The sequence below is a fragment of the Pseudomonas sp. Pf153 genome (assembly GCF_001269775.1).
Classification (GTDB): domain Bacteria; phylum Pseudomonadota; class Gammaproteobacteria; order Pseudomonadales; family Pseudomonadaceae; genus Aquipseudomonas; species Aquipseudomonas uvaldensis.
The window spans coordinates 179,838-193,043 of the sequence record NZ_LHVL01000006.1; the positions used below are offsets into that span (position 1 = coordinate 179,838).

Below are 13,206 nucleotides of genomic sequence, written 5' to 3' on the forward strand. Positions count from 1 at the left end.
GCACTGTGATGAAAGATTCTCCGGCTCGAATCGCCAGTCGTTTCTGCGAACAACTGCTGGCTGGGCGACAGTCCGAACCACTGTCCGGCCTTGAGCAGTATTTTGCAGCGGGTGGTTCGGTCTGTGCGTTGGCACGCAAAGGCGTGGCCGGGCTGATGAGCGAGTACGAGTTGGAACGCGAAGACGCCGAGGCGCTCGCCTTGCGTCTCAACGGGCTGGCGACGAGGGTGCTCAGGAGCTTCATCGAGGACCAACTGACCCGCCACGAGCCGCTGCTCTCGCACCTGCGCCAAGGCTTGCTGGCGTTAGTTGACGGACCCACTTATGAAGGGCTGTTCAAACCCAATTTCGGCAACAAATGCCCATCGGACGCAATCGAAGCCATCCATTCACCGGTGGCCTACGCGGTGTGGCTCAAGCACTGGTCGCAACGGCGCCTCGTGCCGTCGGAAGCCAACGATGCTTATGCGCTGACCTTGCGGCGCAAGGACCTGGACCTGCTGCGCATCGATCCGGTGACGACCCACCGCGTAGTGTCGTCGGTCGAGGTGGTCAGCGCCGTGTTGGAAAAATCCATCGCGGACTCCCTCGGCGGGGGCGGCAACCTGGACGAGAAACTGAGCCGGCGACGTTATCCCAACGGGCTGCCTTACCATCATCCCTGGACCACGCTGGATGAGTTGACCCGGGACCTGGAGATCTCTCTGGGCACGGTGGTGCGCTGGTGCGATCCGGCATTTCCCTATTTCCTGCGCTCGCTGCCCTGGGGAGACACCAGCGGCCACGCACTCACCCAGGCGGCCCGGCTGAGTCCGGCCTTGCGACAACTCATGCTGGAAGCATCGCCTTTCCCGGGGGGCGATCAGGAAAGCTATTTCAAGGAAAATTTCGCGGCGCGCACGGATATTGAATCGCAAAACCTGAACCAGACGTTCTTTTTCAACCAGCGGACCCAGCTGACTCAATCCGGACTGGAAGCGTTGCTCTCCGTCGAATCGTTTGCCCCCACCCTGTCCGAGCATGCGCTGATGCTCGATGCCCGGTTCACGCCCGGGCATTCGGGTTCGGTGTTCGTCAACAATGGGCTGGCAGAGCCGTCGATGTTCATCAGGTATGGCGGCGACGAAACGACCAACAGGATCATCAAGCTTATTTCCGAAGAAGGTATCTACACAACCGACAGGATCGATCGTCTCAACCGCAAGATCCGCTTGGACAAAGCACTGCGGCTGCCCAGCCACGAAACCGATGCGCTGCTGAGCGCGATCATCGGTGCCGAATTGAATGCCGCTGCGTTGGGCAGTGGTTCGTCGCAAACGCAACCGCCGGATTATTGGATGACGGACAGTACCGTCCGGGCATTGGGGCTGTTCCGGATGCTCCAGGAGAATTATCAGTGCACGGCAGAGGCGTTCGCGGTCTTCGTGGGCGATATTTCGGTGTTCGGTCGTGGCAGCGAGCTTTCGCAATTCGACCGGGTGTTCAACCGCGACACACTCTCGACCCCTGCGTTGCTGATGGACGACGGTGCGTTCGCACTGGTGCCGGAAACCGAAGCCGATGCGTTGACGGTGGCACAGATTTGCGGCGGCCTGAACATCGACCTGGCCACCTATTTCAACCTGGCCCCGCTGATCGCCAACGCCCAGGAGCTGACCGAACTCAAACGCAGCCTGTCGGTATTGTCCAGTTTCTACCGCATGGCCAGGTTGCCGCAGCTATTGGGGATCGCGCCGAATGTGGCGGTGGAAATTCTCAATCGGTTGAGTGGAGAGTCAGGGTTCGGTGCGTTGCTTGGCCAGCCGGTGATCAGCGCGGACGGCCAGGCAGCGGACGTCCTGGCGGCGATTCAACGCCTGGAAGGTTGGGTTCGTTGGTGCGCCGACAATAAACTGGACGTGGCCTGGACCGTTGAGCACACCCAGTCCGTGTCCGCTCCCACCGAGCCTTCCCAGGCACAGATCCGGCTCTTCGATCAGATCCGTTCGCAGCTTGCGCCCGCGTTGTTTACCGAGGCCGCGCTGCGGATGGCCGGTGTCGCGCCATTGTCCAACGACCGGCAATGGACCCAGCAGTTGTACGAGCTGGCCGATCTGCACGGGCTGGTAATCCACCGCAACGACTCCGCCGATCTGCCTTACGAGGACTATGCGCGGGAAATGGTCGAGCGCATTGTGCGGCAAGTGATCGATCGGGACGACCCACAGACCGTCGAGCAGATCGTCGGCGTATTGCTGAGCAGCCGCGCCAGCCAGCGTAGCGTGGTCCAGGAAAGCCTGGGCGTGTACGGCGAGCTGTCTTCCCCCTTGGCGTTGCCAGTGCTGACCTGGTCAGGCAGTACGGTCCATGAGGTGCTTTCCTACGTAGCGGGCGGTCCGACGACGGTCGAATCGACCAGGGATGATCGGCGGGACGACGAGTCTGGCGATCCTTTCCTGGGCATGCTGGTGGGTTTCAGCTACCGCAGCGACGTGGTGAAAACCCTCAAGCTGAGCGCGGAATTCCTGGCGCTTTACCTTGCCATCGGTGACGGTGTCGAGCCGGTGCCCGCCAACGCGCCCTTCACGCCAAGCGCGTTGTACTACCTGACGGTCTACAACCGTGCCGTGGCCCTCAGCCAGAAACCCGAGTCGCAGTTGCTCGATTACCTGCAGGTGGTCAACGGACTGCCCAATGACCTGTCCGGCGACGGGCTGAGGCTGGTGCAGGCCCACGCCGCCGAGCTGCTGGCCGAGCTTTTCGACTGGAGCGCCGAGGAAGTGCGTGCCTGCGCCGACCGGGTCAATCCCGGGCAAGGTTACATCCGCAGCTTGCAGCACCTGGACCTGTTCACGCGCCTGCGTGGGTTTTCGCAGCAGAGCACATTGGACGCGTCGACGATCCTGAAGATGGGCCTGTTGCCTCCGGATGCGTCCTTCAGTGCCTACCAGGCCCTGGCCGATCAGGTTACCGCTCAGTTGGCCGATCCCCAGCGGACGTCACCCCTGTACGGCCTTCATGCCGCCGGTGATCGGGTCGAGGTTCAAACCACGATAGATCGCACCGAGCTGGTCGCCAACAGCAATCAAACGGTGCAACTGACCCTCAAGGTCACCTTGGCAGGGGTGGCGCAGAAGAACGTGAATATCTACTGGACATCCAGGTCGTGCCGTATCGATCCGCCGAAGTCCACGACCACTGATCAGGGTGAGGCCATCGTCACCGTGCATGCCGGCACCACGATGGGACGCGACCTGATCAGCTACCGGCTCGACGCTCGGGAGCCACAGCCGGCGGTGACGATCACCCTGGGGAACGATCCTTCCACGTTCGAGTTTGCCAGCGTGGAGGGTGATTTCGTTGTCACAAAGGAAAAAGTCGGCACCGACGTTACTTTGCGGGCGCACTTGCACGACCGCTACGGCAACCCGGTTGCCCATGAGCCGGTGAGCTGGGAGCTCGAACCGCTTTACGACATCCCTGTCCTGGGCACCACCAACGCCGAGGGGATAACCGACGTGACGTTCACCAGCACGGCACCGCTTAAGGTCGACGCACCGATAGTCAGGAGGGATGACCTGAGCCTGCTGTTTATGCCCGTCGAATTCATCTCATGAAGCACGCTTCTCCAGCACCACGGTACTCGTTGCCTTGACGAGTGCCCCCCACTCACAGGAGAGGGCAATGGCCACGCAAAACATCACCCGGGCGACCGCCCTGCGCCGCGATGCGTTGATCGAATGTGCCTTGGGTATCAAGCAGATCGAAGACCAGGACGACAACAAGGGATACCCGACGATTCAAACCGCGGACGATCTGCTGGAGTGGCTGCGCACCGACCCCCTGGATAACCATCAGGTCAAGACCACCTGGGTTGCCGAAGCGGTCAGCTGTTTCCAGCAGTACATCCATGCCGTCTACCAGAAGCTCGAACCGGGCTATACCCAGCGGGAATTCGATAGCAAGGACCTGAAAGACTGGGACATCGCCAGCCAATACCCGCTATGGGCCGCCAGCCAATTGCTCAAGTGCATGCCCGAGGACTACATCACCCCTTATGCGCGCATCCGCAAGACCAGCCTGTTCAGGGCGCTGGAAAACAACCTCAACCAGACCCGGCTGACGACCGATTCCGTGCAGTCGGGTATCCAGCAGTACCTGCGTGCCTTCGAAGAGGTGTGCAACCTGGATGTGCTCAACGGCTATGTCGACGGTGCCGATGCCCGTCGTGCCGATTATTACCTGGTGGGGCGGGAGCGGATTGCGCCCTATCGTTACTTCTGGCGCAAGGCCGACGTCCAGCTGGACGCCGACACCCAGGCGATCAATCCGGCGGCCTGGAGCGAATGGCAACCCGTCGATATTCCCGCCGATGTGCAAGTGCTCGACAACCGGCTGGTCTTCTGGGGAGGGCGCTTGTGCATGGTCTGGGCCGAGTGGCGCCAGGCGCTGTTCGATGGCGACGGTGGTTTGCAAAAGCCCTATGAGCTTGAGCTGAAGGTGGCCTTCATCACGCTGGACGGCAAGTGGTCGCCGCCGATACGGCTGAACCTGTCGGAGTTCGACAAGGACGTCAGCCCGAACTGCCGGCTGGTGGCGGTGATGCTGCGCGATGATGTGGACCCGTTGTACCCCAAGGGGCGGTTGGCGGTGCATTTGACCAATGCGGTGACCCCTCCGGTGTTCTTGGGGTCACGATCCGGTCCGGTGGACATCTATGAAACGCGCGACGCGCTGTTTCGCAAAGTGGGCGACGAAAAGCCGATCATGGATCACTTGGCCATGGTTCGCTTCTCCAATCCATCAACGCTTCAGCAGCGAGTGGGGGCCGCGGGATTTTCCAGAATGACAGAAACGGTATCGGTGGGCGCGAATCCGCTGGTAGAAAAATTCACGCTCAAAACAGTGGTGACAACGAGCGCAGGCAAACAACAACTGCGTTTCCAACCGCACTGTGCCCTTCTGGTGCCCGGGAGGGAAGGCGAATCGAAGGCTTTCACGATATCGGTGCAATTCCCCTCGGGTGGTGACCCGCCATCCGCTACCGAGTCGCATTCCGACAACGGCGGCTGGTCATTTGCTTGGAATAAATATGAGCGTGATAGTTTTGCCGGTTTGACCGCGACATTCATCCTGGAAGGTCCGGCGGGCTTTGGTAGCAAGACCTTCGTGCTGGAGCTCAAGGGCCTGCCTGTCGAACCTCGCCTGCCCTCGGTGCACAAGACCAACGCACGGGGTGCCCAATTCCTGCACCTCAACGACCCGGCCCTGACCCTCAAGTACGCTCGCCTGAATACCCTGATCGGTGCTGAGCTGGTGACGCGCGCCAATGTGTCGACCGATGCCGTACTCGATTGGGACACCCAGTTTCCCGACGAGCCTCCACTGCCCGATGGAGCGGCCGAGCCCAATGGACCGTTCGACGGGGCCAACGGGCTGTTTTTCTGGGAGCTGTTCTTTCATCTGCCCCACTTGGTGGCGACGCGGCTCAAGGATGAAGAGCGTTTTGTCGAAGCCCAGCAATGGTTGCATTTCATCTTCGATCCCCAAGCGCCCTCCGATGCGGATGCCGGCAGGGCGAATCCGAAGCCGCGCTATTGGCGTTGCCGACCGCTGAATGTGTCCAGTGCCGAAGGCGACGTGGGATGCGAAGCCGACAGTCCGACCGATCCCGACGCGATAGCATACTCGACGCCCCGGCATTACCAGATACTGATCTTCCTCGACTATGTCGCCAACCTCGTGGCGTGGGGTGACTGGCTCTACCGGCAACTGACACGGGACAGCCTGGCGGCGGCGAAAATGCAATACCTGCGGGCCAAGAACCTGATGGGCGCCGCACCTGACATGCAGACCCTCAGCCAGTGGACGCCCGCCACGCTGGCGGAATTGGTGGAGGAACTGGACGATAGCGCCGCACTCAAGGCATTCGAACAGGCGCTGGTGCTGGAGTCGGGTTCGCTGCCGGTCAGGACCCGTTTTTTCGAAGACCCCGGCGTCATCGGCACCGGACGTTTCCGCCTGCCGGTCAGCCAGCGGCTGTTGCAACTGTATGAGTTACCGGCCCAGCGCCTGTACAACCTGCGCAATAACCTGACCATCGACGGTAAACCGCTTTCCATCGAATTGTTCAGCACGATCAATCCTTCGGACCTGCTCAACAATCTGGCGGCCGGTGGTGGCGGTCCCGTACGTCCCTTGGGCGGGCCCTTGCGGGTTGCGGCGTTTCGCTGGCGCCCGCTGTTCGATACCGCCATCCGGGCCACCCAGTACTTGCAGGATTGCGGCAATCAGGTGATGCGCCTGCTGGAGCAGCAGGACCGGGGCGAGCAGGAACTGTTGCAGCAGCGCCACCTGACCGAGCTGAGTACCTTCGTCAGGACGGTGCAGGAAGAAAACCTCGCTCAATTGCGCGACACCCTGGCGGCCCTGCACAGCAGTCGCACCTTGACCGAGGAGCGGCAAACCCATTTCGCGAGACTGTATGTCGAGAACATTTCCAACAGTGAATACCAGGTCATGGCGGCTCTCGACACCACTAAACTGCTGACGTCGCTGAGTACTGCCATGCAAATGGCCGGTGCGGTCGTCGACGCCTTTCCCAATGTGTTCGGCCTGGCTAACGGCGGGCACCAGCCGGGTAGCCTGCCGAGAGCCGTCGGTTATGGATTCCAGGTCGCGGCCGAGGTCGTGCGCAACGATGCCGAGAAGGATGCCACCTCAGAAAGCTATCGGCGGCGCCGTCAGGACTGGGGATTGGTTCGCGATCAGGCCACCGCGGAGCTGGCGATGATCAATGAACAGATCAAGGCCCAGGAACATGCGGTCTATGCCGCCGAGGCCAGTCTGGACCAGACCCTCAGGATGAATGCGCAGAACCAGGCGCTCTATGATTTCCTGCTCACCCGCGCCACCCGTGTCGAGCTGTACCGCTGGTATCTGGGGCAATGCAAGACCCTGCACTATCAGGCCTATGATCAAGTCGTCAGCCTGTGCTTGAGTGCCCAAAGCGCACTGCAACTGGAAACCGCCGAGTTCGATCTCACCCACATACGCACCGATGCGTGGCTGGACAATTATTACGGCCTGACCGCCGGAGACGCGTTGCGCCTCGATCTGTTGCGCATGGAAGCCGATTACCTGCTGCGGTACGAGCGACGCCTGGAAATGGTCAAGACCATATCCCTGCGCCGACTGTTCGATGACGGTATCGATTCAGAGTCGGATTACCCGAGCTGGGCCGAAGCGCGAGATGACTTGATAAACACCGGCACCCTGAATTTCCGACTGTCCCAACTGCTGTTCGATCGCGATTACCACAACCACTACTGCCGCCAGATCAGCGCCGTGGATGTCACGTTGCCGACCCTGCTCGGCCCTTATGAAAACATCTGTGCAACGCTGACGCAGGTCGGCAGCGCCACCGCGATCAAGCCCTCCCTCGAGTCGCTGGACTACCTGTACGGGGCCAGTTCCCTGCCACCGGCCGATGTGCTGCTCAATATCAGCAGCGGTGAACAGATGGCCATTTCCATCGGCCTGGACGATTTTGGCGCAGCGGCGCTGAAACCCGATGAGGGCTTGCGAAATACGTTCGAGAACACTGGCGCGGTGTCCCGTTGGACGCTGTCCTTCCCCTGGTTCGATGGCGAGCAGCACCGGCAGAAGAGGCAACTGGAGGCCCTGAACGACGTCATCGTGAAGGTGCGCTACACGGCCAAGGTGGGGGGGCCGGCGTTTTCCCGGTATGTCCAGGACAAAGTGAGAGCAGCCAACCTTTCAGCGCTCCAGAGGTTGCAACGATGAACAGAGAACCTGTCAACACCAGGACCAATATCCTCCTCAACGGGCATTTCGACCTGGGTTTTTCCCACTGGGAGAGCGCCGGTGCGCCAGGATACAACTACAGACGCAAGCAAGGCGAATGGGAAGGACAGCCCATCTTCTACATGTCTCTTTACAAAGGTTCGGGGATTACCCAGACATTGCCTGCGCCGGCCCCGCAATCAGACGGGGCGCGCTATCGTTTGAGCTTCCTCTACGACAACCGCCATGCTGATTCGGGGGTTTTCATCCTGCGCCGGCGCGGAACCGAAGACCAGCTGGAAATACCGTTGCCTGCAACGGGGAACCGGGGGGGGCCTGAAACCCAGGCATTGAGCCTCACACCCATCACGGCGTCGATCGAGTTCGATGTCGAGGGCGAGGATCTTTTCGAGTTCGTCATCCTCAGCCCGGCTCAAGCCTCGACGACCGTGGACCTGATTGTCGCCCGGATCGATTTGCACCTTGAGCTGGAGCCGCTGGTGCTGGCGCGCATCGTCAATGATGGCCAGGCGTTCACCCCGACCGGGGAGCCCTTGCTTTACCTGTGTCATGGAGCGACCGGCAGCAAGCGCCACCAAGTGTCCTTCCAACCCGCGCCGGACAGCCCCTGGACCGGCACCGACGCCTTGTTGTGGAGCCATGACAACCCGCTGGAGGCGGTGGTGATTTCGCCCGAATGGGGAGAGAACCAAACGATCGAAACGGCGTGGCAGGTGGATTGCCCTGAACCGGTCTCGGATGACACCCAGCAGTTCAACCTGTCCATCTACAGCAAGTACCATGCGGAGGTTTATCCGGTTGCCGTTTCGCTCGGGCATCATCGACTCGTGGTCGAAACCATTCTGGACCCGGCTTACCAACCGGTGGTCGAGTACGCTCAATCGGTCAGACTGGGCGTCCGGGTGAAGTCTTATTACCTGGACCTGCCGATGCGCGAGCGCGAAGTGACCTGGCTGTTGGGCGAGGACGTGCTTGCCGTCGACAAGACCGACGAAGGCGGCGAGGCGTGGTTCGATTTCACCCCCGAGCGCGATGGCACGCTCGCGGTGAAGGCCCGGGTCGAGAGCCCGTTCTATGCACAGGGCAACACGGCACACACCTTCAATGTCAAGGCTCATGCCACGGACCCGTTGAAGACGGCACGAGTCAAATTCCCCAACATGGACGCGGCGCCGTGGGGGGAGAACACCGGTTATCCCGACCGTGGTGCGTCGTATCGGCTGGAGGTTTCTTTCGCCGCCGACAGCCCGTTGCTCAACCGTCATGTCTGGTTGGCCTGGGAAGGCAACCCCCCCGAGGACATGGGCGTGACGGTCCAGCCGGCCTTGATGCAGCCGGTTCCGGTCACCAGCACCCCTTTGGTCTGGCGCCTCGATTGCCAGGACCTGACCGATGGCCAGTTCAATTTGCGGTTGGGGAGCGCCGATTTGTTGAGGCCGACCGTGGTCAATCCCATGTCGCTGGCCCGCCACAGCCTCAAGATTGGCGAGGTGCGTGGGCCCAACCGGGTGCCGGTGGTGGACGAGGGGGATTATGTCTGGTGTATGTTGCGGGTGGTGACCCAGGCAGGTGACCAGCCGGTTGCCGGAGCGCCGGTGGAGTGGGACGCCTCCGGGGGGCTCCAGCGGACCTTCACCGGCGTGGACGGCTGGGCCAGTGTGATCGATCGACCCACGGTGCATGGGGATTACACCCTCGCGGCGCGGGTCAACCCTCGGGAAGGTGCACCGCAGCTCAAGCACGACTTCGAGATCCAGACACTGCCCACCAGCGTCTGGAAGACGGGCAGTTTTACCTTGGATGAAGCAGCGGTCGATCGGGTGGGGGCGGGTGCGGTGTGCCGCATGGGGCAGACGTATGCGTTTCGTCTCGCGGTGGCGTCCGGCAGCCCATTGATCGGCAAGGAGGTTTCCCTGCGCTGGCGTGATCCGGCCGCCGTCCGTTCAATCGTCATCGCCAATATGGAATCCCCGGTCACCCTCACCGCGAGCGGCGCGCAATGGAATGTCGACGCACTGGCGGTCGACACCAGCGGCGTATTTGACCTGCAGGTGATCTCCACGGGGATGGAGCCACGCGACCTGGCGTTTCGTTCGCTGCCCCAGGACCTGTCCACCGAGATCGGGTTGGTCTTCGACCAGGTGCAGAAGCCCTGGGCGGACGATGTCGCGTTGTACCCGTGCATCGGCGCGACCCACGAGCTCACGGTCCAACCGACGAACAACCTCGGAGGCCTGCATGGGCTGCTGCTGGAAACCGTCATGGCGCCGGATTTGCCGCCGCAATGGGTCATCACCCCGTCCTTGGCGCAGCCTGCTCCCATGACGGCGGGTGGCGTTCGCTATCGCTGTGATCTGACGGCAACGACCGAAACCGCGGAGCGTTGGTGGAATGCCACTTTCCGGGATGTCGATGGCTTTACCCAACCGTCGGCCTTCGGGTTCAAGCTGGCCCACAACAAAGTGGTGATCGGTACGCCGTACGACGTGGCGACCGACCCGGTGTTGAGCAAGGGCGAAAGCGCACGGTTGGCCGTGCGATACCTGTCGGCGTTCACCGGCAGGCCGGCAAACGATGTCAGCGTGGAATGGGACGACGGGGAGGTGTCCTTGAGCGCCGTGGACGGTATCGCCCAGCGCAGTTACCAACCGACGAACGCGGGAAGCCAGGAGGTCCAGGCGTCCGTCATCAACCCCTATGATGCGACCCAGATCGAACATACATTTTCGGTGTTTGCCTATCAGGAAGACCCCTGGCTCGATCTGAACGTCAGCGTCGGTACCGGCGCAGAACAGCGCTGGGGCGAGCGTACTTTCTTTCCCCGGCGCGAAGGCCGGTTGGACTTGACACTCTCGGCCCCGCCGGACAGTCCGTTGCTCAACCAGGCGCTGACGCTGGGGCTCGATGGCGCCTATGAATTGGACACGGGATTGTCGTTCGGGCCGGTAGGGCTGGGCGTATCGCGCCCATTGAGCGCTGCCGGCCTGCCGCTCAGTATGTTGGCCGCTGACCGGACCGATGCGGCGTTTTACCTGCAACTGTCCGCTTCGCGCCTGTTGGCCCGCTCGCCGCTGAATGCGTTTTCCCTGGGCAGCCACCTGCCTGTGGATGTCATGGCCGCAACGAACCAGGAGCCGACGGTGGTCGACTGGGGCGAAGGGTTGTTCTTTGAAATCACCTTGACCGATGCGTTGTCCGGCCAACCTGCCCGAAATGTTCAGGTGTCCTGGAACAGCACCGACGAGGCCATGGAGGAGGCAACGACATTCACCGATTTCTACGGTGTAGCGCGTTTCGGTTTCACGGCAACGGCGCCCGGGCCTGGCACCGTGACTGCCCGTGCCGTCGGTGGAACCGAGGTCGTTGAGTTTACCTATTTCGTACATGAGGCCTGTGTGATACAGGAGCTGACCGGTTCGGGCCTGGAGAATGCGCCGGGCGAAGAAGTCAGCGCCGAGGCCACGGTGGTCAGTGCCGCCAGCGGCGAGCCGGTAGAGGGGGTACGGGTGCACTGGTTCTACAAGGGCGTTGTGCTCGTGCCGGTCGCCACCGATGCGGCTGGCAAGGCGCGGATCACATTCGAATTACCGCCGAGGATTGGGCGTTATGTCTTGAGTGCATCCGTCAGGGGCGTGCAGGGGTGGGAGGCAGCCCGGTTGGAGTCCAGGGTCACGGGAACACAGGATTCCTGGGTTCAGGAATTCACGCTTCGGCTGGACGAGCGGCCGATCGACATGGACGATCTGGTCAACTGGAAAATGATCATCAAGGATACGGCGCCCAGCACGCTGGAATTGAAAGTCAGGAAAGACAGTAACCTGATTCACGAAACCAGTGTTTCGTTGTATGGCTTCCCTCCTGAAGCCCTCGGGCTGCGGTTTGAGCCAGAGTTGCACGTCCCACGGTCCGTCACCACGGTGCCCTTGTCCTGGTCGATCATTCCACGGGAAGGCGCTTTCGGCGAATTCGAGCTGGAGTTTCGAAGCCCTGACCTGCCGCCTCGCTGGCTACCGTTCAAGGTGGAGCATTGATCCTATAGATTCCCGGCTTTTTTCCACCCCAGGTACAACGTCACCAGCTCGGCCCCCAGCTCCCCGGGCCGGGCTTGCAACACCACCACGCCATGGGCGTTCAGGCGCTCGTGCAGTTCATTGCGTGCATTCAAATACTCGACGGCCCCGCAATAGGCCAGGGCTTCGGGTAAGGTCTGCACCGGCGCTTCGCGCAGTCGGTCCAATGCCTCTTCCCGCAGGCTGGCCACCAGAACCCGATGCTGCTGGCCCAGTCGTTTGACGGCCGTCAGCAGGTCTTCGTCGTCTTCATCGCGCAGGTTGGTGACCAGTACCACGAGAGCCCGACGTTTTTGCCGGGCCAGCAGTTCGGTGACGGCCGCCTGATAGTCGGCGGGGCGGGAAGTGCTGTCCAAGTCGTACACGCTGTTAAGCAGCACATTGAGCTGGCCGGTGCCCTTGACCGGGGCGAGGTAGCGCGGTTGCTCGCTGGCGAACGCGCTCAGGCCCACGGCATCGCCCTGGCGCAGCGCCGTATAGCTGAGCAGCAGGCAGGCGTTGAGCGCCTGATCGAAATGCGACAGCTCGCCGTCCTGGCTGCGCATGCGCCGGCCACAATCGAGCATGAAAATGATTTGTTGGTCACGTTCGTCTTCGTATTCGCGGGCAATGGGCGTGCGATGGCGGGCGGTGGCTTTCCAGTCGATCTGGCGCAGGCTGTCGCCTTCGCGAAACTCGCGCAACTGATGGAAATCCTGCCCCTGGCCTCGCCGTTGACGCTGGCGGACGCCGAGCTGGCTGAGCCAGTTGTCCACTGCCAGAAGCTGGCCGTCGTAGAGCCTGGCGAAGTCGGGATAAACCCGGATCTCGTCGGCCGCGGCCAGCAGGCGCTTGTCGGACCACAGGCCCAAGGGGCTTGGCAGGTTGACCTCGCAGTATTGGAAGATGAAGTGGCCGCGCTTGAGTGGGCGCAGGCGATAGCCGGCCTGGCTGGGCTGGCCCGGTTGAAGCGCCACTGGCAGCGGAAGGTGTTCGAAGGCCAGGCCGTCGGGGACATGATCGAAGACCAGGATGTCCAGCGCCTGGGGGAAATCGTGGGTGATGCCCAGGTGGACTTCGCTCCAGCGACCCAAGGCCAGGCTACCCGGCATCTGCCGTTGCACTCGCGGCGAAGGCATACGCTTGAGGCGCACGGCGTCGAGAATCGCCAGGGCCAACAAGGCCAGCAGCAAGCCCCAACTGATCGATTGGGCCGACGCTGGCAACACAATGCCCAACGCTCGCAACGCCCCCAGCACGATATCGACGGCCAGCAGGATCGCCAGCCACGCCAATAGCAGGCGCGAGGGCTTCATCGACGCGTCCCCGCGACCGTGGGAGCAAGGCTCGA

4 protein-coding genes are annotated in these 13,206 nt (G+C 61.9%); 3 read left to right on the top strand and 1 reads right to left on the bottom strand.

From position 1 onward, the window contains the following. Positions 1-8 precede the first annotated feature (8 nt). The 3 genes from AD666_RS01650 to AD666_RS01660 all read left to right on the top strand — a co-directional run bounded on the left by AD666_RS01650 (position 9) and on the right by AD666_RS01660 (position 11,837). The gene (locus AD666_RS01650; protein WP_053146909.1) at positions 9-3,596 is read left to right on the top strand and encodes a Tc toxin subunit A; all 3,588 of its coding nucleotides are present in this window, start codon (positions 9-11) and stop codon (positions 3,594-3,596) included. A 67-nt stretch (positions 3,597-3,663) separates the two neighbouring features. Continuing rightward, the gene (locus AD666_RS01655) at positions 3,664-7,785 is read left to right on the top strand and encodes a neuraminidase-like domain-containing protein (protein ID WP_053146911.1); all 4,122 of its coding nucleotides are present in this window, start codon (positions 3,664-3,666) and stop codon (positions 7,783-7,785) included. Further along, positions 7,782-11,837: a hypothetical protein gene (locus AD666_RS01660; protein WP_053146913.1), complete on the top strand. Its 4,056-nt coding sequence runs from the start codon at positions 7,782-7,784 to the stop codon at positions 11,835-11,837. The genes AD666_RS01655 and AD666_RS01660 overlap by 4 nt, the downstream gene beginning before the upstream one ends. 2 nt (positions 11,838-11,839) lie before the next feature. Here the strand turns inward: AD666_RS01660 and AD666_RS01665 are convergent, their stop codons facing one another. Then, complete coding sequence (locus AD666_RS01665) at positions 11,840-13,171, bottom strand: DUF58 domain-containing protein (protein ID WP_053146915.1); 1,332 nt, start codon at positions 13,169-13,171, stop codon at positions 11,840-11,842. Positions 13,172-13,206 lie beyond the last annotated feature (35 nt).